Source organism: Stutzerimonas stutzeri (assembly GCF_024448935.1).
In the GTDB taxonomy this organism is placed as follows: Bacteria; Pseudomonadota; Gammaproteobacteria; order Pseudomonadales; family Pseudomonadaceae; genus Stutzerimonas; species Stutzerimonas stutzeri_AO.
In genome coordinates this window covers 1-25,383 of sequence record NZ_JAMOIE010000040.1, presented here as the reverse complement: position 1 = coordinate 25,383, position 25,383 = coordinate 1, and the positions used below count along the sequence as shown (strand labels likewise).

At 59.6% G+C, this 25,383-nt stretch carries 25 protein-coding genes, 4 tRNA genes and 1 riboswitch; of the genes, 9 read left to right on the top strand and 20 right to left on the bottom strand.

Annotation, left to right across the window (positions count from 1 at the left end):
* Window positions 1-88: 88 nt before the first annotated feature.
* Window positions 89-165: transfer RNA gene (locus tag NA637_RS12910), tRNA-Arg, on the bottom strand.
* A gap of 503 nt (window positions 166-668) precedes the next feature.
* Between NA637_RS12910 and NA637_RS12905 the strand changes: the two genes are divergently transcribed.
* Together NA637_RS12905 and NA637_RS12900 are read left to right on the top strand one after the other, a co-directional pair.
* The gene (locus tag NA637_RS12905) at window positions 669-851 is read left to right on the top strand and encodes a PA3371 family protein (RefSeq protein WP_256072651.1); all 183 of its coding nucleotides are present in this window, start codon (window positions 669-671) and stop codon (window positions 849-851) included.
* A 216-nt stretch (window positions 852-1,067) separates the two neighbouring features.
* Complete coding sequence (locus tag NA637_RS12900) at window positions 1,068-1,394, top strand: Arc family DNA-binding protein (RefSeq protein WP_256072650.1); 327 nt, start codon at window positions 1,068-1,070, stop codon at window positions 1,392-1,394.
* Between the two features lie 681 nt (window positions 1,395-2,075).
* Here the strand turns inward: NA637_RS12900 and NA637_RS12895 are convergent.
* The 4 genes from NA637_RS12895 to mgtE all read right to left on the bottom strand — a co-directional run bounded on the left by NA637_RS12895 (window position 2,076) and on the right by mgtE (window position 6,861).
* On the bottom strand, window positions 2,076-3,212 hold the full coding sequence (locus NA637_RS12895) for a sodium ion-translocating decarboxylase subunit beta (RefSeq protein ID WP_256072649.1): 1,137 nt from the start codon (window positions 3,210-3,212) through the stop codon (window positions 2,076-2,078).
* 10 nt (window positions 3,213-3,222) lie between these two features.
* On the bottom strand, window positions 3,223-5,004 hold the full coding sequence (gene oadA, locus NA637_RS12890) for a sodium-extruding oxaloacetate decarboxylase subunit alpha (RefSeq protein ID WP_256072647.1): 1,782 nt from the start codon (window positions 5,002-5,004) through the stop codon (window positions 3,223-3,225).
* Between the two features lie 22 nt (window positions 5,005-5,026).
* Window positions 5,027-5,275 carry an OadG family protein gene (locus NA637_RS12885; RefSeq protein ID WP_256072646.1) on the bottom strand — a complete coding sequence of 83 codons (249 nt, stop codon included), beginning with the start codon at window positions 5,273-5,275 and terminating at the stop codon, window positions 5,027-5,029.
* Between the two features lie 137 nt (window positions 5,276-5,412).
* Window positions 5,413-6,861, bottom strand: a complete 1,449-nt coding sequence (gene mgtE / locus NA637_RS12880) for a magnesium transporter (RefSeq protein WP_256072645.1) — start codon at window positions 6,859-6,861, stop codon at window positions 5,413-5,415.
* 322 nt (window positions 6,862-7,183) lie between these two features.
* Here mgtE and NA637_RS12875 point away from each other — a divergent pair, with 322 nt between their 5' ends.
* Window positions 7,184-7,675, top strand: a complete 492-nt coding sequence (locus tag NA637_RS12875; protein ID WP_256072644.1) for a DUF4124 domain-containing protein — start codon at window positions 7,184-7,186, stop codon at window positions 7,673-7,675.
* Window positions 7,676-7,726: 51 nt separating this feature from the next.
* Here NA637_RS12875 and NA637_RS12870 read toward each other — a convergent pair.
* The 12 genes from NA637_RS12870 to rnd all read right to left on the bottom strand — a co-directional run bounded on the left by NA637_RS12870 (window position 7,727) and on the right by rnd (window position 17,602).
* Window positions 7,727-7,803: transfer RNA gene (locus NA637_RS12870), tRNA-Arg, on the bottom strand.
* 67 nt (window positions 7,804-7,870) lie between these two features.
* Window positions 7,871-7,947: transfer RNA gene (locus tag NA637_RS12865), tRNA-Arg, on the bottom strand.
* A gap of 109 nt (window positions 7,948-8,056) precedes the next feature.
* Window positions 8,057-8,147: transfer RNA gene (locus NA637_RS12860), tRNA-Ser, on the bottom strand.
* A 62-nt stretch (window positions 8,148-8,209) separates the two neighbouring features.
* A complete protein-coding gene (gene csrA, locus NA637_RS12855) occupies window positions 8,210-8,395 on the bottom strand; it encodes a carbon storage regulator CsrA (protein ID WP_003283978.1) in 186 nt (61 codons plus the stop codon).
* Between the two features lie 179 nt (window positions 8,396-8,574).
* A complete protein-coding gene (locus NA637_RS12850) occupies window positions 8,575-9,810 on the bottom strand; it encodes an aspartate kinase (protein WP_256072643.1) in 1,236 nt (411 codons plus the stop codon).
* A gap of 150 nt (window positions 9,811-9,960) precedes the next feature.
* Entirely contained in the window at window positions 9,961-12,585 is a 2,625-nt protein-coding gene (alaS, locus tag NA637_RS12845; protein WP_256072642.1) for an alanine--tRNA ligase, read from the bottom strand.
* Window positions 12,586-12,764: 179 nt separating this feature from the next.
* Complete coding sequence (gene ltaE, locus NA637_RS12840; RefSeq protein WP_256072641.1) at window positions 12,765-13,769, bottom strand: low-specificity L-threonine aldolase; 1,005 nt, start codon at window positions 13,767-13,769, stop codon at window positions 12,765-12,767.
* A 64-nt stretch (window positions 13,770-13,833) separates the two neighbouring features.
* The gene (locus NA637_RS12835; protein ID WP_256072640.1) at window positions 13,834-15,060 is read right to left on the bottom strand and encodes a hypothetical protein; all 1,227 of its coding nucleotides are present in this window, start codon (window positions 15,058-15,060) and stop codon (window positions 13,834-13,836) included.
* A gap of 53 nt (window positions 15,061-15,113) precedes the next feature.
* Window positions 15,114-15,563 (bottom strand): YcgN family cysteine cluster protein, encoded by a 450-nt coding sequence (locus tag NA637_RS12830; RefSeq protein WP_256072639.1) that lies wholly within the window; start codon window positions 15,561-15,563, stop codon window positions 15,114-15,116.
* A gap of 129 nt (window positions 15,564-15,692) precedes the next feature.
* Window positions 15,693-16,103, bottom strand: a complete 411-nt coding sequence (locus NA637_RS12825; protein ID WP_256072638.1) for a hypothetical protein — start codon at window positions 16,101-16,103, stop codon at window positions 15,693-15,695.
* Between the two features lie 84 nt (window positions 16,104-16,187).
* Window positions 16,188-16,481: a YcgL domain-containing protein gene (locus tag NA637_RS12820; RefSeq protein WP_256072637.1), complete on the bottom strand. Its 294-nt coding sequence runs from the start codon at window positions 16,479-16,481 to the stop codon at window positions 16,188-16,190.
* Window positions 16,478-17,602, bottom strand: a complete 1,125-nt coding sequence (gene rnd, locus NA637_RS12815) for a ribonuclease D (RefSeq protein WP_256072636.1) — start codon at window positions 17,600-17,602, stop codon at window positions 16,478-16,480. Before rnd ends, NA637_RS12820 begins: the two co-directional genes overlap by 4 nt.
* 145 nt (window positions 17,603-17,747) lie before the next feature.
* Here rnd and NA637_RS12810 point away from each other — a divergent pair, with 145 nt between their 5' ends.
* Complete coding sequence (locus NA637_RS12810) at window positions 17,748-18,593, top strand: sulfurtransferase (protein WP_256072635.1); 846 nt, start codon at window positions 17,748-17,750, stop codon at window positions 18,591-18,593.
* 262 nt (window positions 18,594-18,855) lie between these two features.
* On the opposite strand, the gene NA637_RS12800 is transcribed toward NA637_RS12810, so the two are convergent.
* Window positions 18,856-19,404: a glutathione peroxidase gene (locus tag NA637_RS12800; RefSeq protein WP_256072633.1), complete on the bottom strand. Its 549-nt coding sequence runs from the start codon at window positions 19,402-19,404 to the stop codon at window positions 18,856-18,858.
* 155 nt (window positions 19,405-19,559) lie between these two features.
* Here NA637_RS12800 and NA637_RS12795 point away from each other — a divergent pair, with 155 nt between their 5' ends.
* From NA637_RS12795 to modC, 4 genes are read left to right on the top strand one after another with little or no spacing between them, the layout of a single operon-like run.
* Entirely contained in the window at window positions 19,560-20,372 is an 813-nt protein-coding gene (locus tag NA637_RS12795) for a TOBE domain-containing protein (protein WP_256072632.1), read from the top strand.
* Window positions 20,373-20,380: 8 nt separating this feature from the next.
* Window positions 20,381-21,133 (top strand): molybdate ABC transporter substrate-binding protein, encoded by a 753-nt coding sequence (modA, locus tag NA637_RS12790; protein ID WP_256072678.1) that lies wholly within the window; start codon window positions 20,381-20,383, stop codon window positions 21,131-21,133.
* A gap of 9 nt (window positions 21,134-21,142) precedes the next feature.
* Window positions 21,143-21,826 carry a molybdate ABC transporter permease subunit gene (gene modB / locus NA637_RS12785; RefSeq protein WP_423836727.1) on the top strand — a complete coding sequence of 228 codons (684 nt, stop codon included), beginning with the start codon at window positions 21,143-21,145 and terminating at the stop codon, window positions 21,824-21,826.
* Entirely contained in the window at window positions 21,823-22,914 is a 1,092-nt protein-coding gene (modC, locus tag NA637_RS12780; protein ID WP_256072629.1) for a molybdenum ABC transporter ATP-binding protein, read from the top strand. Before modB ends, modC begins: the two co-directional genes overlap by 4 nt.
* A 300-nt stretch (window positions 22,915-23,214) precedes the next feature.
* Here the strand turns inward: modC and NA637_RS12770 are convergent, their stop codons facing one another.
* Entirely contained in the window at window positions 23,215-23,916 is a 702-nt protein-coding gene (locus tag NA637_RS12770) for a TonB-dependent receptor plug domain-containing protein (protein ID WP_256072628.1), read from the bottom strand.
* Window positions 23,917-23,920: 4 nt separating this feature from the next.
* Window positions 23,921-24,058, bottom strand: a riboswitch (cobalamin riboswitch).
* A 160-nt stretch (window positions 24,059-24,218) separates the two neighbouring features.
* Between NA637_RS12770 and NA637_RS12765 the strand changes: the two genes are divergently transcribed.
* A complete protein-coding gene (locus NA637_RS12765) occupies window positions 24,219-25,022 on the top strand; it encodes a metallophosphoesterase family protein (protein WP_256072627.1) in 804 nt (267 codons plus the stop codon).
* A 47-nt stretch (window positions 25,023-25,069) separates the two neighbouring features.
* Here the strand turns inward: NA637_RS12765 and NA637_RS12760 are convergent, their stop codons facing one another.
* A complete protein-coding gene (locus NA637_RS12760; protein ID WP_256072626.1) occupies window positions 25,070-25,363 on the bottom strand; it encodes a hypothetical protein in 294 nt (97 codons plus the stop codon).
* Between the last annotated feature and the right edge of the window lie 20 nt (window positions 25,364-25,383).

Below are 25,383 nucleotides of genomic sequence, written 5' to 3'. Positions count from 1 at the left end.
ACCAGCACGAAGATAGGCCGTCGAAGCAGACCTAACGCAATGGCTTGCAGGAAATATCCATCTGGGCCAGTGGACAAATGCACTCATGTGGCGTCCCAGGCGAGGTTTGAACTCACAACCTTCCCCTTAGGAGGGGGATGCTCTATCCAATTGAGCTACTGGGACACGCGGGCGGCAGCATGTTAGCGGGCATTGGCTCGTTTGTCATGCCCGCCCCACTTATAAAGCAGCCACATCCAACAGCGGACCGCGACAGCACACAGCGCCCTGCATTTTGCATGACCGACAAAGCAATAATCTTGCAAAGCGCACTGGAGGCATCTGAATATAACGCATAAGCCATTGATATATATTGACTATTTCTCAATGAACTATTGGCACGAGAGGTGCTTAATTACAGGACCATAACGCGAAGGAGACGCCGATGCCACGTCCAGCCTACCTGCTCAGTACCGCCCTTTTGGCCGCTGTCGCGATTCCGCTGCTTCAGAACATGCCAACAGCGGACCCTCTGAAGACAGCACCGAACCCCTCCCAGGTGACCTCACCTGGGCTTTCTGTGCCGGCGAGCACCATCAGCAGCAACGCGCCAAGCAAGCCCGCTCAGGCACAGCGCTGGATTTTCTAAAGCAGGGTGGCTGCATGCCAGGCTTTATCGGAGATGAAAAATGTCTATTTACGGATATCTATTCCTTGCGCTCGGCATGCTGTGCGGCGCCCTGAGCATCGGCTCAACCCTTCCTGAGTTCTGGGATACGCTTGTGACAGGCGGCACAGTGGTATTCGCAGTGCTGTTTACGATTACGCTGTTGCTAGGTCGGCGAATCAAATTCGACCCAATGCTGCGCTAGCGACGAACCACTCAGACGAGATAAGCGCTGGATCACAATAAAAGGCTATTGGCCACCACAGGACCTTTACTCCTACTGCTTTCGCCGTATAATTGGCGTCATTAAGTTGTCCAGCATCTTTTTCGCGGGTCGTGGAACAGCATGCGCTGTTTGGTGTCAGACCGGTGACTAAAACAGCAATAAGCCACCATCGCCCACCTGACTAACCGGTTTACTATGCGCCCAATGAAGCAGGCAGTTTACTCCAGCCGTACGGCTGACAAATTCGTGGTTCGGCTCCCAGACGGAATGCGAGAGCGCATTGCAGAGGTTGCGCGGAACCACCATCGAAGCATGAACTCCGAAATCATTGCCCGCCTAGAGCAAAGCCTTCTTCAAGAAGGCGCGCTTGATGACGATTCTGCAATGCGCCTGGATAGCCCGGAGCTGTCGTTGCATGAGCGCGAACTGCTGCAACGCTTCCGCCAGTTGGCCCACCGCCAGCAAAACGCACTGATCGCCCTTATCGCGCAGGATGCCGAAGCTACGAAAGAAGACGGTTGAATCTGCTCAGTACGGATGACCAGGTCAAACCGTCCTGACAGCACGACAGGTGGTTTGCATTTGGCGCTACCCACCTGGCGATAGGGTGGATTTGCCAGCAACATGAATCGAGTAGGAGGCGGGGTTATCCCGCCGTCCTCTTACGCCACCGTACCTACGGTTCCGTATACGGCGGCTGCGGCTCCTGCCTGCTGACAAACAGCGTCAGCGAGCTTGGTTCCGTTGATGTGTCGCCTGCGGTACCTAAGCGCCCAGACCGGCCAGCGGAGCTTCCGGCTCCTACCTCCTGATGGTCTCGACCCCGCTGCGCGGAGTTCCTGCTCTACGATCCGGCAGAGATCACACCCGACTGTCCACTCATGGCAGGTTCAGCCCTTCGTTGCTCCAGTTTCGAGCAACTACTACAGCCTCGGCTGACTTCTGCTCGCCCATCCCGTCACCCCACTGTGCCGGTAGCACATGGCAGGCAAACAGATCTCCCAGGGTAATTCGCGCGACCTTCTGCTTATGCCTGTCGGATTTACGTCGTAGCGCTCCACGCAAGTATTGGGCTTTGGTAATCGTTGCCACCTTACCCCGCTACGCCGCCGCCATGCCTGGCGCACAACGAAAATGCCTACGCCGTATCAGCTGCGTAGGCATTTCTCGTGCCTCTTTCCCCCCCGCACATCAGCAGACGCGCTAGCCTACAAAACTTAGTAGGATCCCCGCAGCAACAGCCGAACCAATCACCCCCGCTACGTTCGGGCCCATGGCATGCATGAGCAGGAAATTCTGTGGGTTCGCCTCAAGCCCGACCCGGTTCGACACTCTCGCCGCCATTGGCACTGCCGAAACGCCGGCCGACCCGATCAGCGGGTTGATCTTGTTCGCGCTGAACATGTTCATGACCTTGGCCATCAGCACGCCCGCCGCCGTACCGCCACAGAAGGCAACCATTCCAAGCAGCAAGATCCCAAGGGTCTTCATCTGCAGAAAGGCTTCGGCGGACAGCTTGGAACCGACAGTCAGCCCCAGCGCGATGGTCACGATGTTGATCAGCGCGTTACGTGAGGTGTCGGCCAGACGATCCACGACCCCGCACTCGCGCAACAGGTTACCAAAGGCGAACATGCCTACTAGCGGCGCGGCATCCGGCAGCAGCAAACCCACCATCAACGCAAGCATGAGCGGGAAGACGATCTTTTCGGCCTGGCCAACATGACGCAGCTGCGTCATCACGATGGCGCGTTCTTCCTTGGTCGTCAGCGCTCGCATGATGGGTGGCTGAATCAACGGAACCAGCGCCATGTAAGAATAAGCCGCGACAGCAATCGGCCCCAGCAGATGCGGCGCGAGCTTTGCCGTCACGAAGATTGAAGTGGGACCGTCTGCACCGCCAATGATCGCAATCGAAGCAGCCTCACGCAGTGTGAATTCCATCCCCGGAACCCCCATTGCAGCCAGCGACAAGGCACCAAGCAAGGTGGCGAAGATACCGAATTGCGCTGCCGCACCGAGCAGCAGGGTCTTGGGGTTAGCCAGCATTGGCCCGAAGTCTGTCATGGCGCCGACGCCCATGAAGATCAGCAACGGGAACACACTGGTCGGCAGCCCGACCTCGTAGAACAGATGGAGGATGCCTGCACCTTCGGCCATGTTGGCGACGGGGATATTGGCAAGCACGCCGCCGAATCCGATCGGGATCAACAGCAAGGGTTCGAACCCCTTGCGAATTGCCAGATAGATCAGCCCCAGGCACACCACGATCATCAGCAGCTGACCGGGCTCTATATGATAGAGACCTGTGCTGTGCCACAGCTTGAGCAACTTGTCCATTCAGCGCTCCTTAAGCGATGGTCAGCAGGCTATCGCCCACCGACACCGCGTCGCCGACCTTGACGTTCACACCTGAGACGGTGCCAGCTTTGAACGCACGGATTTCAGTTTCCATCTTCATGGCTTCGAGGATGATCACCAGCTCTCCTTCCTGAACCAGTTGACCGGGCTGCACGAGGACCTTGAAGATATTGCCAGCCAACGGAGCCGGTTGAGGTTCGCCTGTACCAGACGCTGGCGCGTTAGCGACTGTCGACGGGACGGCCGAGCCACTGCCAACAGCCTTGATACCCTCGATATCGCCGCCTTCATTGACCTGAACGACGAAAGACTTGCCGTTGACTTCGACGGTGTAGACCTCGGGCATGCCCGCCTCCCGTGGCGCTTGCTGCTTGCCGGTCGGCACCGGTTCGAAAGCAGAGGCATTGCCTCGGTTTTCAAGGAATTTAAGGCCGATCTGAGGAAACAACGCATAGGTGAGAACGTCGTCAATCTCGTTCTGGGCCAGCTTGATGCCTTTTTCCTGCGCCAATCCCTTCAGCTCGGCCGTTAGCTTCTCCATTTCCGGCTGCAGCAGGTCGGCAGGGCGGCAGGTGATGACGTCTGCACCGTCGAGGACGCGCTGCTGCAGTTCGATATTGAACGGGGCAGGTGCCGCTCCGTACTCGCCCTTGAGGATGCCTGCGGTTTCCTTGGTAATGGATTTGAAGCGCTCGCCGGTGAGCACGTTGATGACGGCCTGTGTGCCGACGATTTGCGAAGTCGGCGTTACTAACGGAATGAACCCGAGATCTTCACGAACGCGAGGAATCTCGGCGAGCACTTCATCGAACTTGTCGAGTGCGCCCTGTTCCTTCAATTGACCTTCCATATTGGTCAGCATGCCGCCCGGCACCTGAGCCACAAGGATGCGCGAGTCGACGCCCTTGAGCGTGCCTTCGAACTTTGCGTACTTCTTGCGCACTTCGCGAAAGTACGCAGCGATCTCCTCCAGCAGCAGCAGATCGAGCCCGGTATCATGCTCGGTGCCCTGGAAGATCGCCACCACCGACTCGGTTGGCGAATGGCCATAGGTCATCGAGAGGGAGGAAATGGCTGTATCGACATTATCGATGCCCGCCTCGACAGCTTTGAGAATGGCAGCTGTGGACAGGCCAGCCGTGGCGTGACACTGCATATGGATCGGGATGGACAGGCTTGCCTTCAAGCGCGATACCAGCTCATAGGCCGTATACGGCGTGAGAATGCCGGCCATGTCCTTGATCGCCACAGAGTCGGCACCCATGTCCTCGATCTGCTTGGCCAGATCGACCCACATCGCCAGGGTATGCACCGGGCTGGTGGTGTAGGAAATGGTACCTTGAGCATGCTTGCCCTGCAGCTTGACCGCGCGCAAAGCGGTTTCCAGGTTGCGTGGATCGTTCATCGCATCGAACACACGGAACACGTCGACGCCGTTAGCCGCGGCTCGCTCGACGAACTTTTCAACCACATCATCGGCGTAATGGCGATAGCCCAGCAGGTTCTGGCCACGTAGCAGCATTTGCTGCCGAGTGTTGGGCATCGCTTTCTTCAGTTCGCGGATGCGCTCCCAGGGATCTTCGCCAAGATAACGAATGCACGCATCGAAGGTCGCGCCGCCCCAGGATTCAACCGACCAGAACCCCACCTGGTCGAGCTTGCCGGCAATCGGCAGCATGTCTTCAAGGCGAACGCGGGTGGCCAGAATAGACTGGTGCGCATCACGTAGCACCACGTCGGTTATGCCGAGCGGCTGTTTAACAGAATTCATGGAAGGAACTCCCTATCCAGGGTCAACCGCGACGAGCGCGGTGCTGATGAACGGCGGCCTGAATGGCTGCAAGAAGGTCGGTGTCAATTTCGGTCGCCACAGACGCAGGCCTGACGGAGACAGCCTGAGCTGTCGGCGCACTGTCGAAGCGGCCGATCACAAAGGACATCAGGCGAATGCAAACAATCAACAAAACAAGGAAGATGAAGACAGAACCTAAGCCAAATAGCATAAGTTCGACGCCTTCAAGCAGGAGTTCGCTGGGGGTCATCGGGATTCCCTTTCAGTCAGCAGCTCGGGCCGCCTGTTATTTGCACGAGTTAAAAGGCTTCGCCAAAGCGAAACCTCCGAACAGTAGCCCGAAAAACAGGTGCAAGGCAAACGCCAAGCCGCCGCAAATGAAAGCGATCAGAGCAGAAAAACGGTCGCAAGACCGAGAAAAATAAAGAAACCGCCACTATCGGTCACAGCTGTAATCATGACACTGGCACCCAGCGCCGGGTCTCGCCCCATGCGCGCCAGCGTCACCGGTATCAGCACGCCCATCAAGGCCGCGAGCAATAGGTTCAGGGTCATCGCCGCAGTCATCACCACGCCCAGCGACCAGCTGCCGTATAGCCAATAGACCACGATGCCGACAACTCCGCCCCATATCAAGCCATTCAGCATCCCGACACCGGCCTCCTTGCGCAGCAAGCGAGCGCTGTTGCCGGTACCCATCTGATCCAGGGCCATTGCCCGAACAATCATGGTGATGGTCTGATTGCCGGAATTACCGCCAATGCCAGCGACTATCGGCATCAGCGCAGCCAATGCAACCAGCTTCTCGATCGAGCCATCGAATAGGCCGATCACACGCGAGGCAACAAAGGCTGTAATGAGATTGACTGCAAGCCAGGCCCAACGGTTACGCAGCGATTTCCAGACCGAGGCGAAGATATCTTCTTCTTCGCGCAGACCCGCCATGTTGAGCACTTCGCTTTCGCTCTCCTCACGAATCAGGTCAACCATCTCGTCAATGGTCAGGCGCCCGATAAGCTTGCCGCTTTTGTCTACTACCGGTGTCGAAACCAAGTCATAGCGCTCGAATGCCTGGGCCGCCTCATACGCATCCTCATCCGGATGGAACGTCACCGGATCACTGGCCATCACCTCAGCCACATGCCGCTCCGGATCATTAACCAGCAATCGCTTGATCGGTAGAACGCCCTTGAGCACGCCGTCGTAATCGACCACGAACAACTTGTCAGTATGGCCGGGTAGCTCCTTCAGCCGCCGCAGGTATCGCAGCACGACTTCAAGGCTTACGTCCTCGCGGATCGTGACCATCTCGAAGTCCATCAGCGCGCCAACCTGATCCTCCTCATAAGACAGGGCCGAGCGGACACGCTCACGCTGTTGCGCATCGAGCGTTTCCATTAGCTCGTGAACGACGTCTCTGGGCAACTCGGCCGCCAGGTCCGCCAGTTCGTCTGCGTCCATTTCCTTGGCCGCAGCGAGGAGCTCGTGATCGTCCATGTCAGCGATCAGCGTCTCGCGGACCGCGTCGGAAACCTCGAGCAAGATGTCGCCATCGCGATCGGACTTGACCAGCTGCCAGACCGTCAGGCGATCGTCGAGCGGCAAAGCTTCGAGGATATGCGCGATGTCAGCGGGGTGCAGCGCCTCCAGCTTGCGCTGCAGTTCAACGAGATTCTGGCGATGCACCAGGTTCTCGACAAGATCCTGATGCTGCCCTTCCTGACTCTGACGATGCGCCAGATCCTCGACGATCCGGTGCCGGTGGAGCAGCTCGACGACTTGCGCCAGACGATCCTGGAGACTTTCCTGCGGCTTTTTTACTTCTACTTCAGTCATGGCGCACTCCACCCCCAGCGGTTGGAGCGCGCCAAGGGATCAATCATTCAAAACGTGATTGGCAAGCGAGGGTTTACGACTACTGGGCAAATCCATGAGGCGGATCCAGAAGCCCGAATGGGCGGACCGCGCAATAATACCACCGCAACCCTGAGGCACGACCGCGAAATACAGGTAATACAATCGCTTGCGCGTCGCTGCCGCCGCCGCCGAAGGGTCGCGCTATTATTAATGTGGACGCATTCACGTTATGGAAAGGCACCGCTGCGAGCCAAGCGGTATTTGGCTAGGCTGGCTCGACCCATCGTCAAGGAGGACGACCATGAACAAACTGATCGCAGGAAGCTGCTGTGCCCTGCTCCTCTCTACCATCCCAACGCTTGCTGCAAGCATCTATCGCTGCAGCGACGCCGCAGGCAACCTCACGTTTACTCGGCAGGGGTGCCCGATCGATCAGACCGCTCAGATTCAAGAGGCGGTGAATCCTACACCCAGCTCCGGCAAAGCCGTACCTCTGGCCAAATCTCAGGGACGACGCAAGACGTCAAAGGAAGAGTCGGCGCGAAGCCTTACCGTTATAGGCGCTCAGGATGACGGATGCGGAAATCGCATAACCGGGAGCGAAAGGCGAGAGGCGCTGATCAAAAAACAGATTCATCCCGGCATGACCCGCGCCGATATCGAGAGCACCTTCGGCAGACCTGACACAGTGGCCACTCGCAATGGCCAGATGCAGTACCGCTACCGCAACGACCAAGGCAGGACACGCACCGTCACCTTCGATGAAAACGGCTGCGTCCGGGGGAAACGCTGACTCCACAAACGAAAAAAGGGCCTGCATCGCTGCAGGCCCTTTTCTGATTTTTGGTGCACTCAGGAGGATTCGAACCTCCGACCGCTCGGTTCGTAGCCGAGTACTCTATCCAGCTGAGCTATGAGTGCAAAGGCGATTGATAAACCAGGTCACCGCTGGCTACAACACGAACCTCATTTCTGAGATCCGAAAAAATGGTGCACTCAGGAGGATTCGAACCTCCGACCGCTCGGTTCGTAGCCGAGTACTCTATCCAGCTGAGCTATGAGTGCACTGAGGCTGCGCATTATAAGTTTGTGAATCCGATGGTCAAGCCTTTTGGTTCAACGTTTTTTATCAAACCGCATCGCTAAAACCGACCCACAACCCAATCATGCAAAATGGCGGAGAGGGGGGGATTCGAACCCCCGACACCCTTTTGAGATGTACTCCCTTAGCAGGGGAGCGCCTTCGGCCACTCGGCCACCTCTCCGCAACACGGGGCGCATGATACCCATCTTCGCCCCGCTTGCAAAGCCAGAAATTACATAAATATTAATGGCTTGGTTCTTGATCTTTTTCTTTCTGGATCCGTTGATAAATCTCCTCGCGATGCACCGCTACCTCTTTGGGTGCATTCACTCCTATACGCACTTGATTTCCTTTGACACCCAGCACAGTGACAGTCACATCGTCACCCACCATCAGGGTCTCTCCGACCCGGCGAGTCAGAATCAGCATTCCTTTCTCCTTAAAACGGATTCAATTCAGTAAACAGTCTGCAAAGATAAAGACGGATAATGTTCCGTGAAACATCGAGCTAGAGCCTTTCACCAGCTATTGACCAGTAACAACGACGCTAAAGTTCCCTTACCCCCGGCGAAATCGACGGAAGGCTCGAATCAGTCGCAGCCAGCAGGTCATTCCCCCTTGCCAGCGGGAGCATCCAGCTCGAATGCGGTGTGCAATGCCCGTACCGCCAATTCCAGGTACTTCTCCTCAATCACTACCGAGACCTTGATTTCAGAAGTAGAGATCATCTGTATGTTGATGTTCTCCTTCGCCAGTGCCTCAAACATCCGACTCGCGACGCCCGCATGAGAGCGCATACCCACGCCGACAATCGATACCTTGGCGACGTCGATATCACCAATGACCTCGCGGGCACCCATCTCACGGGCGATACCCTCCAGCACTTGCAGCGCGTTATGGTAATCGTTCCGATGGACAGTGAAGGTGAAATCCGTGGTCTTATCGTGCGCGACGTTCTGCACGATCATGTCCACCTCGACATTGGCCGCACTGACCGGGCCAAGGATCTTGAAGGCCACCCCGGGGGTATCCGGCACGCCACGAATGGTCAGCTTGGCTTCATCACGATTGAAAGCGATGCCGGAAATGATGGGCTGTTCCATGGATTCCTCTTCATCAAGGGTAATGAGGGTTCCTGGACCCTCTTGAAAACTGTGCAACACGCGCAACGGAACGCTGTATTTACCTGCGAATTCCACGGCGCGAATCTGTAACACTTTCGACCCGAGACTTGCCATTTCAAGCATTTCTTCGAAGGTGATCTTGTCCAGGCGCTGCGCCTTGGTGACGACGCGAGGGTCGGTCGTGTAAACCCCATCGACATCGGTATAGATCTGGCACTCGTCTGCCTTCAACGCTGCAGCGAGAGCCACACCAGTGGTGTCTGAACCGCCACGGCCAAGCGTAGTGATATTGCCGGCTTCATCCACACCTTGGAATCCGGCCACGACAACGACTCGCCCGGCCTTGAGCTCCTTCTGAATCTGCTGCGAATCGATCTGCAGAATGCGTGCTTTGGTATGGGCACTGTCGGTCAGGATGCGGATTTGGGCACCCGTATAGGACACCGCTGGCACGCCGATCTTCATCAGCGCCATCGCGAGCAGAGCGATAGTGACCTGCTCGCCCGTCGATACCATCACATCCAACTCGCGGGCGACCGGCTGTTCGCTGATCTGTTTGGCAAGATCGATCAGCCGGTTGGTTTCACCGCTCATGGCCGAGACCACCACGACAATGTCGTCTCCATTATCACGGAATTTTTTGACCTTCGCCGCCACTCGCTCGATGCGCTCGACGGAGCCCACCGAGGTACCTCCAAACTTCTGTACGATCAAAGCCATCTCATCGCCGCCTAAGCCCGTCAAGGGCGCTTATTAAACAATAACCCAGCATCGCAAAGTGCCTACGGAGAGCAACCGGACCAGCCCCTGACCGACGTAGACCCCGGACAAACAGCCCATCGTGACCAACCGAACCTGACACGCTCCTGCTTACACGCCCTGCTCGACGAACGCCGCGGCAATGGCCAAGGCTTCGTCGAGGCGACTCGCGTCGCTGCCACCGCCTTGCGCCATATCCGGGCGGCCACCCCCTTTGCCACCAACGACCGCTGCAGCCTGTCTCATCAGATCGCCGGCCTTCAAACGGCCGGTGAGATCCTGCGTGACGCCAGCGACCAGTACGACTTTTTCATCCTGCACGCCACCGAGCAGAATGACGCCGCTGCCAAGCTTGTTCTTCAGTTGATCGACCAACGCCAGCAGCGCCCTGCCATCCAGCCCATCCACGCGCGCGGCCAGGGTTTTCACACCCTTCACCTCGACGGCGGCACTGGCCAGGTCATTGCCGGTGGCGCTGGCCGCTTTGGCCTTGAGCTGCTCGAGTTCCTTTTCCAACTGCCGATTGCGCTCGAGAACGGCGCCCAGCTTGCCCAGCACATTGTCACGGCTGCCTTTGAGCAGCGATGCTGCTTCTTTCAGCTGCTCTTCCGCAGTGTTCAGATAGGCCAGCGCATGCTCGCCGGTAACCGCCTCAATGCGTCGCACACCCGCAGCCACACCACCTTCGCTGATGATCTTGAACAGACCGATGTCTCCGGTACGTTGGACGTGAGTTCCGCCGCACAGCTCGACCGAGAAGCCGCCCCCCATGGTCAATACGCGCACCTGGTCCCCATACTTTTCGCCAAACAGAGCCATAGCGCCCTTGCTCTTGGCCGTTTCGATGTCGGTTTCCTCGATCTCCACTGCCGTATTGCCGCGAATTTCGGCATTGACCTTGTCTTCCAGGGCCTTCAACTGTTCAGGCCTAATCGCCTCAAAATGGCTGAAGTCGAAGCGCAGCCGCTGACTGTCGACCAACGACCCTTTCTGACTGACATGCTCACCGAGAATCTGGCGCAGAGCCGCGTGCAGGAGGTGAGTTGCCGAGTGGTTCAGCGCAGTGGATTGACGTACTGATGCGTCGACCGTAGCTTCGACGGTCGCACCGACCTGCAGGCTGCCACTGTCCAGAATGCCGTGGTGCAGGAACGCACCGCCGGCCTTGCTGGTGTCACGCACATCGAAGCGCAGACCGTCCGCCGAAAGGTATCCGCAATCGCCCACCTGCCCACCTGACTCGGCGTAGAACGGCGTCTGGTCGAGCACGACCATGCCCTCCTCGCCCGCCGACAGGCTCTGCACCGCCATGCCTTCCTTGAACAGCGCCAGCACCTTACCGCTGCCGGATGTACCGAGGTAACCCGTGAAACGCGTTTCGCCCTCGACCTTGACCAGGCTGTTGTAGTCCATCCCAAAGGCACTGGCCGAACGCGCCCGCTCGCGCTGCGCCTGCATCTCGCGCTCAAACCCTTCTTCGTCCAGCGTCAGCTCACGCTCACGGGCGATGTCGCCGGTCAGGTCCACCGGAAAACCGTAGGTGTCATACAGCTTGAATATCACTTCGCCCGGAATCACGCTTCCCTGAAGATCAGCCAGATCCTGTTCGAGGATCCTCAGACCCTGTTCCAGCGTCTTGGCGAACTGCTCCTCTTCGGTTTTCAGCACGCGTTCTATGTGCGCCTGCTGGGTTTTCAGCTCGGAGAAAGCGTCGCCCATCTCAGCCACCAGCGCGGCGACGATCTTGTGAAAGAAGCTGCCCTTGGCACCGAGCTTGTTGCCATGGCGGCAGGCGCGACGAACGATGCGGCGAAGCACATAACCGCGCCCCTCATTGGATGGCGTCACGCCGTCGGCAATCAGGAAGCCACAAGAGCGGATGTGGTCAGCAACCACCTTGAGCGAAGCCTGACCCTCGTTGCCGCACCCGATGGCCTGAGCGGCGGCATTCAGCAAGCTCTGGAAGAGGTCGATCTCGTAGTTCGAGTTGACGTGTTGCAGCACCGCACTGATGCGCTCCAGGCCCATACCGGTGTCGACACTCGGCGCCGGCAGCGGATGCATCACGCCATCGGCGGTCCGGTTGAACTGCATGAAGACGTTGTTCCAGATCTCGATGTAGCGATCGCCATCTTCCTCCGGCGAGCCGGGCGGACCGCCCCAGATGTGCTCGCCGTGGTCGAAGAAAATCTCGGTGCACGGACCGCACGGGCCGGTGTCGCCCATGGCCCAGAAGTTGTCCGACGCGTACGGCGCCCCCTTGTTGTCACCGATGCGAACCATGCGCTCGGCCGGCACGCCGACCTCTTTTGTCCAGATGTCATAGGCTTCGTCATCGCTGGCGTAGACGGTGACCCAGAGCTTTTCTTTCGGCAGGCTCAGCCATTTATCGGACGTCAAGAACTCCCAGGCGAAGGTGATCGCGTCGCGCTTGAAATAGTCGCCAAAACTGAAGTTGCCGAGCATCTCGAAGAAGGTGTGATGGCGGGCGGTATAGCCGACGTTCTCCAGGTCGTTGTGCTTGCCGCCGGCGCGTACGCATTTCTGGCTGGTGGTGGCGCGGGTATAGGCGCGCTTTTCCAGCCCGAGGAAGCAGTCCTTGAACTGATTCATACCGGCGTTGGTAAACAGCAGTGTCGGATCGTTCGCGGGAATCAGCGAACTGGAGGCCACGCGAGTGTGACCCTTCTCTTCGAAGAAGCGGAGGAAGGCTTCACGGATTTCTGCGCTTTTCATAGATCTCTTCCAGAGGACTGCGGCCGAACGGCTGCAAAACGACGCGGCGAGGCGGCACCGGGAGCCGGTTCACAGCTACCCAAACGGATAGCCGGCAAAGGGCCGCATTATATCGGCCCAGTGCCGCACGCATAGAGGATAAACACGATTGAATCAAGCTATTCGACAGCGATTCGAACCTATGCTTCGAGGAATGCTGCAAAGCTCTCGAGAATCGGATCGACATGCTCTGGCAGCACGTCCAAATGTGTCACCAACCGCAGCCGAGGCGCCGCAGTGATGACGATGCCGCGCTCGGCACACAATGCTTTCAGCGACGTCGCGCGGTCACCCATATCGACGTAGACCATATTGGTCTGGACTGGCTCGACGCAATAGCCCAGCGCTACCAGCCCCTCGGCGATGTCGTTGGCGCGCTGGTGATCGTCTGCCAAACGTTGAACCTGATGATCCAAAGCGTAGAGGCCTGCCGCGGCCAGCACTCCGGCCTGGCGCATGCCGCCGCCGACCATTTTGCGCAATCGCCTTGCCTTGGCAACAAAGGACTCGTCACCACAGAGCACCGAACCGACAGGCGCACCCAGGCCTTTTGACAGACACACCGACACCGAGTCGAAGTGGCGCCCTATCTCTGCAGCCGTGCAACCCAGCTTGACCACCGCGTTGAACAAGCGAGCCCCATCTAGATGAAGCGCAAGCCCATGTTCCTGCGTGAACGCTCTTGCCTCAGCCAGGTAGGCGAGCGGCAGGACCTTGCCATGCATCGTGTTTTCAAGCGCCAGCAGACGCGTACGGGCGAAATGAAAGTCATCCGGCTTGATAGCCGCCGCGACGCGCGCCAGATCCAACGAGCCATCCGGCTCCATCTCGATCGGCTGCGGCTGGATCGAGCCAAGCACCGCAGCACCGCCGGCTTCGTACTTGTAGGCGTGCGCCAACTGCCCAGCGATGTACTCATCGCCCCGCTCACAATGTGCCATCAGCGCCAGCAAATTGCTCATGGTTCCGCTGGGCACAAACAATCCAGCCTGTAAACCCAGCTGCGCCGCCAACGTCTGTTCCAGCTGGCGGACCGTCGGATCCTCGCCGTACACATCATCGCCAGTGGTTGCGCCCAGCATGGCGTCGCGCATGCCCAAGGTCGGCTGGGTGACCGTATCGCTCCTGAGATCAATAAGACTCATCACAAGTTCCTTGCTCGAATGGATTCATCATCTAGACAGGCACCGCCTACGCACCACCCCGGCCCTAGCGCAACAACCGGCTCTCAAGAACCTTCGATCCACCACCCAGCATGGTTTCAGTGATGCTGATGAAGTCGTCGGTGGTTACCCGATCCAGTCGCATCAAACCCCGCGCGACATCATCCAGCGAGTGGCGTCCTTTGCTGCGCTGGCGGATCTCCCGATCGAGTTCCTGCAGCAGTAGCACGGCTCTGGCTGTGACCGGCCCACTGGATCGCTCGGTTCGCAGGCTATCGACCTTGCGGCTCCATTCAGTCAGATGCGCTCGAACCGCCTGGTAGCGATCCTCGCTCATGCCCCCGGCGCGGCGCATCAGCTCGATCGCGTAGTACTCGGCCAGGCCCTCGCTGATCCAGTCACTGCGATCGGCGTCGGAGATTCGACTGAACACATGAACCAGCTCATGCACCAGCGAACTGGTGCCGTTCTCGCTGACCAGTGGACGGTCGGCGTGCATGAACAGCGAATTGGGGCCAGACAAACCGCCTCTCCACATCGGGTCGCCGGCCCCGACGACCAGCAGCTTCTCCGGATCCCGGGGGAATACGTTCTGCATTTCGGGCCAGACGAAGGTCAGCAGCGTAAGGATATCCATCCTGCGCATCCCTTCGCCCACCGGGGCAGAAACCGCCACGTCGGTTTCACCGAGTCGGGCCCGGCGGCTGCCAAGCTTGCCAGCGAGGATCCATCCGGTCGGGCGATCGAACAGGCGCTCGGGATTGTCGATGCGAAAGCGATTCTTGCCGATACGTGGCCAACCGGTCTCGACGCTCTTCCAGCCGCTGGGCAGTTCGAACTGCAGCCGAGAAACCAGTCTGACTCCGTCCTGCTGATCAAGACGACCGGCGGGCACCAGATCGTCTCCGCGCAGCAACGTCCAGTCATCCGTCATCCGTGCATCGAAGCGGCCACTTTTGCGCTGATGGCTGACCTTGACCTGATAACTCAAGCGTGCTTTGCCAGGCCCTGGCCGCCAGACTCCGCGCCCACTTTCTTCCTCCCAGCTGCTTTCGCTGTTGGTTTGAAAAACGCCATAGGCCTGTTCACTGCCAAGATTCAGATCAAGAGATTTAACGGCGCCACCGTCTTCGAGGACGAGCTCCACTTCCGCAATACCCTGCTCGGGAACGAACTTGACAGTGTAGTCCAGGTCGACCCGCTTGGCCGCCTGAAGTGGCGCAACGAACGAAAGCAACAGAACGGCAAGCAGCGCTAACTGACGGCGGGACATCGAGCGGCTCCGGATTGGCTTCAGGTGCTATGACGACGCGGACTGAGGCAGATTCAACCGGCCCGGAATATCAGATGATCTTCCCAGTCCTCACCAGCCACAGCGCCCTCGGCAATCATCCGGCCCGACTGGGAAATCCGCTCGGCATGCACGGCATCCGGATCGCCACACACCAGATGATGCCAAAGCGGTAGATCCTTACCTTCGGCTACGAGGCGATAGCCACAGGTAGGCGGCAACCATTTGAATTGCGCAGCGTCCACCGCTGTCAGCTGGACGCAGTCAGGGACACTGGCGCGGCGGTTGAGGTAGTCGGTGCAACGGCAGCTTTTCAGATCGAGCAGTTTGCAGGCGATACGGGTGTAGTAAACGCTTCCATCCTCTTCATCCTCAAGCTTTTGCAGGCAGCAGAGACCACAGCCGTCGCAAAGCGACTCCCACTCGGCTGAGTCCAACTCGGCCAGAGTCTTGCGCATCCAGAAGGGTTCGACTTTTGCTGGCATGAATAGCCATCTCGGAAACTTGCGAGTCTAGCCGGCAGCAGACGACAGGCCAATAGCAGAGGGCCTGCCGGTAGATCAACGGCATGCGAGGCCGCCTTTGACTACTAAGGCTAAGGCGTCCCTCGACCGTCAACTTTTGTCCAGCAAATCCCGGTGACTTTGCATTTGCTCAAGCATCCGCTCCATCTGTTCGATGCGCAGGTCCAGCATTTCCTTGGAAGGCTGCATGCCCATCATACGACCGCCGCTCATCCCGCCCTGCATGGCCTTGCCTCCAGACTTGCCCATGCCGGCACCCGCCTCACCCATCGGGCAGCCACCCATCATGCCGAACCCAGCCTGCATGCTCTGCCAGTGCTGATCGCGAAACTTTTGCCTCTCATCAGGTGTCTTTGCATTCTCCCAAGCCTGACGGGACTCCTGCATCGTCTGCCAGTGTTGCTGCCAAGCTTGCCCATCAGGGTCTGGCGCTGGCTGAGCCTGGGCTGTCATTACCAGACCAGTCAGGACAGGACCGATAATCCAAGAGCGAATGTTCATGAGCCATCTCCGTTGTGTTGATGTCATCTGAGCATAGGCCCATTCTGCTATTGTGTCTTGACGCTCGTCAGTAACGCGTACGGTTTACATCGGGTCGTTTCTGCGCAAAAGCTCTTCAGGCAGGTGCTCGATATAGTCCTCCTCGGGCGGTGGCATTTGAAGGTGATAACCCTGTTTCTCGAGGTTGTCGAGCACCGTCGCGATGTCCTCCTGCGCCAGCTTGCGTTCAGGCGTAAGGACGATATCGAAGGCAAGCTGCGGCGGACCGAAAGCGGCAAGCAAAGCTTCCGGCACCCGGGCGAGCGCTTCGCTGCGCTCGACGTACAGGTACATTCCTTTCTTTCGCGGGCTTCTATAGATGGAGCAGATGCGTTTCATGATTTCTCTTCCAGCACGTCGAGAAGGGCTTGTCCCATTCGTTCGCGGCGCCAACCGCGCAGCGACTCAGGCAATTCATAAGGACCGTCGGGATATCCGGATTTCAACAAGGCTTCCAGCACCTTCTTGCGCAGCATCAATTCCGGCGCGATGTTCATGGCTTGGGCTTCGCGCTGACCGACAGTGCGCAATTTCTTCAGCAGCGCCGACGCGTCGAGTGGCAATGGCTCCGGTAAAGGTTCCGGCCAGTCCTGCTCGGGCGTCGCAGCGGCACTGCGGATCAGCTCGAGCAATGTCTCGCCATCCTGGCGTACCGTTCGCGGGTGCATGTCGTCGATACGCGCCAGGCTTACCAGATCGGTTGGCTGGGTGCGGGCCAGTGGCCACAAGCTGTGTTCACGCAATACGCGATTACGGGGTTGGTTACGTGCACGCGCCTGCCGCTCACGCCAGGCCGTCAGGACTCGCAACACCGCCAGCTGACGCGGCTTCAAGCGCCAGGCCTGTTTCACGTCACGATAGGCTTCGTCGGGATCGGTTTCGCGCTGAAGATTGGCAACCAACTCGGCGCCGTCTTCCATGACCCAGGCACGCTTCTCGTCGGACAGCTTCGGCAGCAGGGCCTCATACAGCTCAGCCAGATGCTGTGCGTCTTCGGCTGCATAGCGCACCTGCATCTCGCTCAGGGGTCGCTGAAGCCAATCGGAGCGCGTCTCGCCTTTGGGCAGCTCGATGTTCAGCACGCTCTGCACCAACCGCGAGTAGCCCATGGAAAATCCGATGTTCAGATAGCCAGCAGCCAGTTGCGTATCGAACAACGGCACCGGGAGGCTACCGGTCAACCGCCAGAGCACCTCCAGATCTTCACTGCACGCATGCAAGACTTTCACCACCGCCGGATCCGTCAGCAGACCGGCAAAAGCAGCCCAATCGGTAATCAGCAATGGATCGATCAGATAGGCACAACGTCCGTCACCCACCTGCAGCAGCGCGGCGATCGGGTAAAACGTATCGACCCGCATGAACTCTGTGTCCACCGCTATATAAGGCAGCTGGCGCCACTCGGCACACAGGCGGGTCAGTTGCGCATCATCCAGCACCCATTGAGTTTCGATGGCCACTAGGCCCTCCTTGTTGTCCGATGTTACGACCGACGAGCGGGCGAAAAGGCACGCAGTATATATCGCGCCCCGTATTCGCTGCGCTTTGATCGGCCAAGTCAGCCTGCGTGATAACCTTTCCCCCGAATTCGAACGGAGCCCTGCCATGCCGCTTGCTCAACTGATCGACACCGCGGACCTGACCGCACGCCTTTCGCAGCCGAATCTGTGCATTTTCGATTGCCGATTCGCCCTTGAAGACCCTGACTACGGGAGGCGTAGCTACGAACAGGCGCATATCCCCGGTGCGCGCTTTCTCGATCTGGCAAAGGACCTGTCAGGCCCGGTGGTCCGCGGCCAGACCGGTCGACACCCGCTGCCACAGCCGGGGCAGCTGGTTGCGCGACTCCGCGCGGCAGGCCTGAACGATCACAGCGAAGTCGTGCTCTACGACGACGGCCCCGGCGCATTTGCCGCAAGGGCATGGTGGCTGCTGGCATGGCTGGGCAAACGCAGCGGTGTGTATTTGCTGGATGGCGGGTTCAAAGCCTGGCGTGATGCCAGCGGGCCGGTAACTGGAGAATCGACCAACAATCAGCCCGGTCAGTTCGATGGCACACCGGATGCCGCCCTGCTGATCTCCGCACAACAGCTGACGGAGCGCCTCGGGCAGCCTGGTCTGACCTTATTCGACGCGCGTGCCCTGCCTCGCTTTCTCGGCGAGCAGGAGCCTATCGATCCGGTGGCCGGGCATATTCCTGGCGCTCGCTGTGTGCCGTTTAGCGAAAACCTTGACGCAACCGGGCATTTTCTCTCCCCCGAACGGCTGCGTTCACGGTTCGACCGCCAACTGGCCGACCAGCCGGCAGACGATCTGGTGGCCTACTGCGGATCTGGCGTAACGGCGTGCCACAACCTGTTTGCCCTCTGCCTGGCCGGCTACCCGCTGGCCAAACTGTACCCAGGTTCCTGGAGCGAATGGATCACCGACCCAGACCGACCGATCGCCTGAGCCAAACGGCCGAACGCGACCGATCGGTCAACTTGGTGATCGCACTGCGGTGAGCTTTGGTCTGGCCTGGAGGCCATCCGATGACATGACCGTCGATCTGGCCTACTCCGACTTGTGAGAGGACACCCGGATCCAGCAGACCAGCGCAACTCGTGGCCTCTACAACGCCACCTGCGAAAACAGCGCTCACGGTTTCGGCGCTGCATGACCTACCGCTTCTGACGCACCCCGCCCCGACCGACCGGTCGCGGCGCCCCTCCCGCTACTCGGCTAACGCCTTTTCCACCGCAGCAGTAAGCTCAGGATCGTCCGGTTCGACTTTGCTCGAGAAGTAGTCGACCACCTTGCCGTTGCGATCGACCACGTACTTATAAAAATTCCAGCGCGGTGCCCCTCCGGCCTGCTCGGCCAGCTGCCGAAACAGCGGTATCGCATCGCTGCCACGTACGGGTTGTGTCTGCGCCATCGGGAAGGTCACCCCGTAATTCACATAGCAGACCTCCGCCGTTTCAGCCGCATCGTCAGACTCTTGAAAGAAGTCATCGGACGGCACGCCAAGAACCACCAGCCCATCACCCTTGTAGCGCTGATACAGCGCCTCCAGCCCCTTGAACTGCGGTGCGAAGCCACAAAAGCTGGCGGTGTTGACCACGACCAACGCCTTACCCTGAAACTGCTCGCACAGATCGATGGTTTGCTTTGATCGCAGCTTCGGAAGTTCATGTTGCAGCAACGCCGGGCACTGTTCAGCTGCTGCGGGACCAGCCAACAGGAGCAGCGCAAGTGAGGCGGCAACCCATTCAATTTTCATGACGACGCTCCAAAAGCGGCATTGAGGCCACGCTACTCCCGAGCCGCGCCCGGAGCAACGGTCGCCCAACCTCGATAACTGAGGCCAACGCGAAAACGCTATATACAACTCTATATAACGCTTGCCAGAATGACCGCTCCTTATGGGAGGCAGACATGAGCGATCCGAGACCATTCGAGCCGTTGCGCATAGACGGGCAGCTCTGGTTCAACCGTGGCGAGAAGGGCTATCTCGGTGGCAAGCGCATCGAGCTGCTCGAACAGATCGATGCGACGGGCTCGATCAGTCGCGCCGCCCAGGCCATCAAGCTCAGCTACAAGGCGGCCTGGGATGCGGTGGATGCCATGAACAATCTGTCCGAGCGCCCGCTGGTCATACGCTCAGCAGGCGGCACCAAGGGCGGCGGGACGCAACTGACAGAATTCGGTCGGGAAATGCTGCATGTCTGGCAGCGCATGCAACACGAGTACGAACGCTTCCTGGCGCAGGTCGCCCAGGGTATCGATGGGTTCGAGGATTTCGACAAACTGCTTCGGGCAATCGCCATGAAAACCAGCGCACGCAACCAGTTTCGGGGCCGCGTCACCCAGGTCGAACGAGGCGCGGTGAACGGCAGCGTCAGCCTGGATATCGGCGACGGGCAAACGATGACCGCGACGCTGACCAACGCCAGTATCGACGAGCTTCAGCTCGCACCGGGCAAGGTCGCCATGGCATTGGTCAAAGCCAGCTTTGTCCTGCTGTCGCCTGATCCCGACGTGAAGATCAGCGCCCGCAACCGCCTGAGCGGAACCATCGGCGCCATCACACCAGGCGCGGTCAGCTGCGAGATCAAGCTGCTCCTTCCCGGCAACCGAACGCTGGGGGCAGTCATCACCAATGAAAGCACCGAAGCGCTCGGATTGGCCGTCGGTCAGCCCTGTACGGCGCTGATCAAAGCCTCTCATGTAATCATCGCGGTAGATTGACGAACATGATGAATCGTACTCGTATGACCCTTATTGCGGCGCTGGCTGCCCTTACGCCTTTGATCGGCCAGGCCGATGAGATCCAGGTGGCGGTGGCGTCGAACTTCGCTGCGCCCATGCGCGTCATCACTGAACAGTTCGAACGCGACAGCGGCCACAAGGTACTGCTGTCCTTCGGCTCGACAGGAAAGCTCTACGCGCAGATTCGCAACGGTGCGCCTTTCTCAATACTGCTGGCAGCGGATGAACAGATTCCAGTCAGGCTGGAAGACGAAGGGTTGGGCGTTGCTGGAAGCCGCTTCACCTACGCCATCGGTACATTGGTGTTGTGGTCAGCCAGTGCAGGTCATGGCGACGATCAGGGCAAGGTGCTTACTGATCAGGCATATCGTCACCTCGCGATCGCCAACCCGAAAACCGCACCCTACGGCGCCGCAGCGATGGCCACGCTGACAAGGCTGGGGCTTGCCGACTTGGTCAAGGGCAAGCTGGTGCAGGGCGAAAACATTGCCCAAACCCATCAATTCGTCGCCAGCGGCAACGCCGAACTCGGCTTCGTCGCGCTCTCTCAGGTAATCGAAAGCGGTGAAATCCGGCAGGGGTCCGGCTGGGTGGTACCCGCTACCTATCATCCACCGATTCGCCAGGATGCCCTGCTGCTGACCAAAGGTCGCGACAACCCGGCGGCGCACGCACTGCTCGATTACCTGCGAAGCGCAAAGGCAACCGAGGTGATCGAAGCCTACGGTTATGATCGGTAGCTGATGGACATGCCCACCCTGGATGACGCCAGTCTCTCGGCGATCTGGCTGACGCTCAAACTCGCCAGCATCACCACCGTTCTGCTGTTACTCCTCGGAACCCCCATCGCTTGGTGGCTGGCACGGACCCGCTCACGCCTGAAGGGCCCCATTGGTGCCGTGGTGGCGCTCCCTCTCGTGCTTCCACCCAGTGTGCTCGGCTTCTATCTGCTGATAGCGATGGGCCCCAATGGACCCGTTGGGCAACTGACCCAAACGCTCGGTCTGGGCGTCCTGCCGTTCACCTTTGCCGGCCTGGTCGTGGGCTCGGTGTTCTACTCGATGCCCTTCGTGGTGCAACCGTTGCAGAACGCCTTCGAAGCGATTGGCGACCGCCCATTGGAAGCCGCGGCAACCTTGCGTGCGGGCCCGCTGGACGCTTTCTTCACCGTGGTATTGCCGCTGGCACGGCCAGGTTTCGTGACGGCAAGCATTCTCGGCTTCGCCCATACGGTGGGCGAATTTGGGGTCGTGCTGATGATCGGCGGGAACATCCCCGAGAAAACCCGCGTGTTGTCCGTACAGATCTACGATCACGTCGAAGCGCTGGAATACGCCCAGGCGCACTGGCTTGCCGGCGGGATGCTGCTGTTTTCCTTTCTGGTGCTACTCATTCTCTATGCAAGCCCGCTGCGGCAGGGGTGGCGCGGATGAACAACAACCCGAGCGGCATACATGCACAGCTGCGCCTGGCCCATCCAGGCTTCGCCCTCGACGTGGACGTCAGCCTACCGGGCCGTGGCGTCAGCGCCCTGTTCGGCCCCTCGGGCTCGGGCAAGACCAGCTGCTTGCGCTGCATCGCCGGGCTCGAGCGCAGCAGCACGGGAACACTGGTGGTCAATGGCGACTGCTGGCAAGACTCGAGCCGCCAGTTGTTCGTGCCACCGCATCAGCGCCCGATTGGTTATGTGTTTCAGGATGCCAATCTGTTCGCGCACCTGTCCGTCAAAGGCAATCTCGAATTCGGCATGAAGCGCGTCCCATCGCAGAACCGGCGTGTCGTCTGGGATCAGGCTGTCGACCTGCTTGGCATCGAGCATCTGCTGGATCGCATGCCAGAGCGACTTTCCGGTGGCGAGCGACAACGGGTCGGCATCGCGCGTGCACTGCTGACCAGCCCCCGCCTACTGCTGATGGACGAGCCTCTGGCTGCCCTCGACGTGAAGCGCAAACAGGAAATCCTGCCGTACCTCGAACGTCTGCACGACGAGCTGGAGATACCGCTGCTCTATGTCAGCCACGCACCAGACGAAGTAGCGCGACTGGCTGATCACCTGGTGCTGCTCGATGAGGGCCAGATCGTTGCGCAGGGGCCGCTGCACGAAACCCTGGCACGCCTCGATCTACCGACGGCGTTCGGTGAGGATGCAGGCGTCGTCATCGAATCGGAAATTGCCGGGCACGACACCGATTACCACCTCACTCGCCTGACGTTTCAGGGCGGTGACGTCCTGGTGGCGCAACGCAGCGAATCGGTCGGTCATCGGCTGCGCTTTCGCGTCCATGCGCGGGACGTCAGCTTGACGCTGGAACGTGCGCAAGGCACCAGCATCAGCAACCTGCTACCGGTGCGGGTTGCTGAAGTGGTCAGCGCCGATACGCCAGCCCATGTTCTGGTTCGCCTGGACGCCCAAGGCACACCGCTGCTGGCGCGCATTACGCGGCGTTCGGCCGATCAGCTCGGCGTTAGCGAGGGCAAGGCGCTCTGGGCGCAGATCAAGACAGTCGCATTGCTGGGTTGAGGGCTTGCCCTAGCCCAGCAGCGCCAGGCCAACCAGCACCGCACTCTCCACCAGCTCCAACAACGCACCGGCAGTGTCACCCGTGGTACCGCCCAAGCTGGACCAGCGCTGCGGCGCACCAGCACGGCAACGGCCAGCGCAATCCAACCACCGGCCCCCATCAGCACGCCACCGAGTACAATCAGCCCCAACACCACCCGCGCTTCCGCTCGCGGCATGTGCTCAGGAAACCACCGCCGGAGCACAGGTAGCGCACGAAGGCAGTGAGCACCACGACGCCCGCCAGCAACGCCAGGCTGCTCAGGTGGTCACGGTGCACGCGCGCGTACGTCCGTCCGCCCCGGACAGCTCATGATAAGCGTCCGCATCGGGTTCGTAGGAGCGTGGCGCTGACGGCCGATAGGCCCTCGAACTGAGTGAGACCGTCGGTTGACGCGCTCGCGACGCCGAGATTGAACCATCCGGCACCCTGGCTACCGGATATGCCCGCGGTACCGTCGAAGCTGGAGCGGCTGCCCGCGCCAGCGGAAAATAGGGCTTGAACCAGGGCTTGAACCCTTCGCCCTCTCCATGCCGCGTGAAGATCTGCATGACGCCGCCTACCGCTTCCGAACCGTACAGGCTGGAACGAGGGCCGCGGACCCGTTCAATACGCTCGAGTTGCTCGACCGGAATGTTTTCCAGCGCTGCACCGCCTGATGTGGCCGAACCAATTTTCACCCCATCGACCAAAACCAGCAGCTGCTGGCTGCTGGCGCCACGTACATAGACGGCCGAAGCCTTGCCATGGCCGCCGCTGGAGGCCACATTGGCGCCCGCAAGGCCGCGCAGCAGTTCGGCAATGCTCCGCGCCTGGCTGCGTACAATCTGTTCGCGAGTAATGACGCTGGTGGAAGCAATACGGCTGAGCGCCTGCTCGGTGCGCGTGGCTGTAACCACCTGGTCGTTGAGGTTAAGCGGTTGGACCGGCTGAGCATGGGAAAGCGAAGCATAGCCAAGCATGCCTGGGCCACAGTGGCTGTGAGCGGTGTCCTGTCTCGCCTACCGTTGCGGGGGCAGCGCCGGAATCTTCATCGAATGAATCGGCTTCCCTGTTTCACCCACTGGCTTTTAGCCAGGGGGCACCTGAAGCAGCGCGGAAGTTAGTCCAAGGCCCAGCACAGCGCAACCGAAAGCGATCAGGACCAACGCCGCAGCACGTTTCGATACCGCTGCCTGCGATATACCGGAACGCCGGGCGCCGAATGGCTTCGAATGCAACAATGCCACCCGTCCACACACATCAGACGAGAAGACGCCCACCCATGACCAGCATCGTGCAGATTTCCGACACCCACTTCGGCACCGAACAGCCCGCCGTCGTGCAAGCCATGGAAGACCACGTGCGCGAGCATGGCGCGGATCTGCTGATCTTTTCCGGCGACATCACGCAGCGCGCCAAGGCCGGACAGTTCGCCGACGCCCAGGCCTTCGTCCAGCGCCTGCATGGCCACGGCATCCCGCAAGCGCTGGTGATTCCGGGTAACCATGACATCCCGCTGTACAACGTCTTTGCGCGCTTCCTCATGCCCTACCGCAACTACCGTCGCCACTTCGGTAAGGATCTGGAGCCGACCTTCGAAAACGACGAAATGTTGGTCATCGGACTCAACACCACCCACCCCAGGCGGCACAAGGATGGCTTGGTGACCGACGAACAGGTGCAGGCGGTTGCCCGGCGGCTCAAACAGAGCAATCCAGACAAGGTACGGATTGTCGTGGCGCACCAGCCATTCGGCGCGATGGTGCTGAGCGATCTGAGCAACCTGCAGCACAACGCCGATGCTGCGCTGCACCGCTGGGCCGATGAAGGATTGGACCTAGTTATGGGCGGGCACATCCACCTGCCCTATGTATTGCCGTTGTCCAAGCAGTACACCGCGCTGTCTCGCGAGGTCTGGATGGTTCAGGCCGGAACCACCCTGTCATCACGAGTCCGCGGTACGTCGCCGAACTCGTTCAATCGCATGAAGCTGCACCCGGGCGCCGACAAGAAGGTCTGTGTCGAACGCTGGGACTTGCTTGATGATCAATTCGTGCTCGGCTCGCATTTCAACCTGCACTGGTAAGCGCAGCAGCTCAGCATCGGTCGTGAGCCACCGCGTCCCCAACCGACTCAACCCAGCGCGCCCGCCACCACCAGGCCGCTCAGATAGACGCCGGCAAAGCCAAGACCGAATGCGCTGAACAGGTACTTCGAATTATTCCGACGCGCTGACCAAGACGCTGTCGAATCTAATGGCGCGGCACGAACCCGGCCGGCTTGGTCGACGAAGCTGCGCAGGCCTGGATCGGCTAATAATGCGTCGCGGCTGTTAAAGCGGAGCGCCGGCTCCTTTTTACGTAGCTTTTGCCATGTAATGCCTTGGAAATCAGATGATGGCGAGTCAACGGTGCTTGGCGCAGGCACAGCTCGCACGCTTCAGGTGG

What these genes read in the sequence shown, in the direction of transcription:
- NA637_RS12905 (WP_256072651.1), top strand. Translation starts at nt 669, where the DNA reads ATGTCTATTTACGGATATCTATTCCTTGCGCTCGGCATGCTGTGCGGC.
- NA637_RS12900 (WP_256072650.1), top strand. Translation starts at nt 1,068, where the DNA reads ATGCGCCCAATGAAGCAGGCAGTTTACTCCAGCCGTACGGCTGACAAA.
- NA637_RS12895 (WP_256072649.1), bottom strand. Translation starts at nt 3,212, where the DNA reads ATGGACAAGTTGCTCAAGCTGTGGCACAGCACAGGTCTCTATCATATA.
- oadA (WP_256072647.1), bottom strand. Translation starts at nt 5,004, where the DNA reads ATGAATTCTGTTAAACAGCCGCTCGGCATAACCGACGTGGTGCTACGT.
- NA637_RS12885 (WP_256072646.1), bottom strand. Translation starts at nt 5,275, where the DNA reads ATGACCCCCAGCGAACTCCTGCTTGAAGGCGTCGAACTTATGCTATTT.
- mgtE (WP_256072645.1), bottom strand. Translation starts at nt 6,861, where the DNA reads ATGACTGAAGTAGAAGTAAAAAAGCCGCAGGAAAGTCTCCAGGATCGT.
- NA637_RS12875 (WP_256072644.1), top strand. Translation starts at nt 7,184, where the DNA reads ATGAACAAACTGATCGCAGGAAGCTGCTGTGCCCTGCTCCTCTCTACC.
- csrA (WP_003283978.1), bottom strand. Translation starts at nt 8,395, where the DNA reads ATGCTGATTCTGACTCGCCGGGTCGGAGAGACCCTGATGGTGGGTGAC.
- NA637_RS12850 (WP_256072643.1), bottom strand. Translation starts at nt 9,810, where the DNA reads ATGGCTTTGATCGTACAGAAGTTTGGAGGTACCTCGGTGGGCTCCGTC.
- alaS (WP_256072642.1), bottom strand. Translation starts at nt 12,585, where the DNA reads ATGAAAAGCGCAGAAATCCGTGAAGCCTTCCTCCGCTTCTTCGAAGAG.
- ltaE (WP_256072641.1), bottom strand. Translation starts at nt 13,769, where the DNA reads ATGAGTCTTATTGATCTCAGGAGCGATACGGTCACCCAGCCGACCTTG.
- NA637_RS12835 (WP_256072640.1), bottom strand. Translation starts at nt 15,060, where the DNA reads ATGTCCCGCCGTCAGTTAGCGCTGCTTGCCGTTCTGTTGCTTTCGTTC.
- NA637_RS12830 (WP_256072639.1), bottom strand. Translation starts at nt 15,563, where the DNA reads ATGCCAGCAAAAGTCGAACCCTTCTGGATGCGCAAGACTCTGGCCGAG.
- NA637_RS12825 (WP_256072638.1), bottom strand. Translation starts at nt 16,103, where the DNA reads ATGAACATTCGCTCTTGGATTATCGGTCCTGTCCTGACTGGTCTGGTA.
- NA637_RS12820 (WP_256072637.1), bottom strand. Translation starts at nt 16,481, where the DNA reads ATGAAACGCATCTGCTCCATCTATAGAAGCCCGCGAAAGAAAGGAATG.
- NA637_RS12810 (WP_256072635.1), top strand. Translation starts at nt 17,748, where the DNA reads ATGCCGCTTGCTCAACTGATCGACACCGCGGACCTGACCGCACGCCTT.
- NA637_RS12800 (WP_256072633.1), bottom strand. Translation starts at nt 19,404, where the DNA reads ATGAAAATTGAATGGGTTGCCGCCTCACTTGCGCTGCTCCTGTTGGCT.
- NA637_RS12795 (WP_256072632.1), top strand. Translation starts at nt 19,560, where the DNA reads ATGAGCGATCCGAGACCATTCGAGCCGTTGCGCATAGACGGGCAGCTC.
- modA (WP_256072678.1), top strand. Translation starts at nt 20,381, where the DNA reads ATGAATCGTACTCGTATGACCCTTATTGCGGCGCTGGCTGCCCTTACG.
- modB (WP_423836727.1), top strand. Translation starts at nt 21,143, where the DNA reads ATGCCCACCCTGGATGACGCCAGTCTCTCGGCGATCTGGCTGACGCTC.
- modC (WP_256072629.1), top strand. Translation starts at nt 21,823, where the DNA reads ATGAACAACAACCCGAGCGGCATACATGCACAGCTGCGCCTGGCCCAT.
- NA637_RS12770 (WP_256072628.1), bottom strand. Translation starts at nt 23,916, where the DNA reads ATGCTTGGCTATGCTTCGCTTTCCCATGCTCAGCCGGTCCAACCGCTT.
- NA637_RS12765 (WP_256072627.1), top strand. Translation starts at nt 24,219, where the DNA reads ATGACCAGCATCGTGCAGATTTCCGACACCCACTTCGGCACCGAACAG.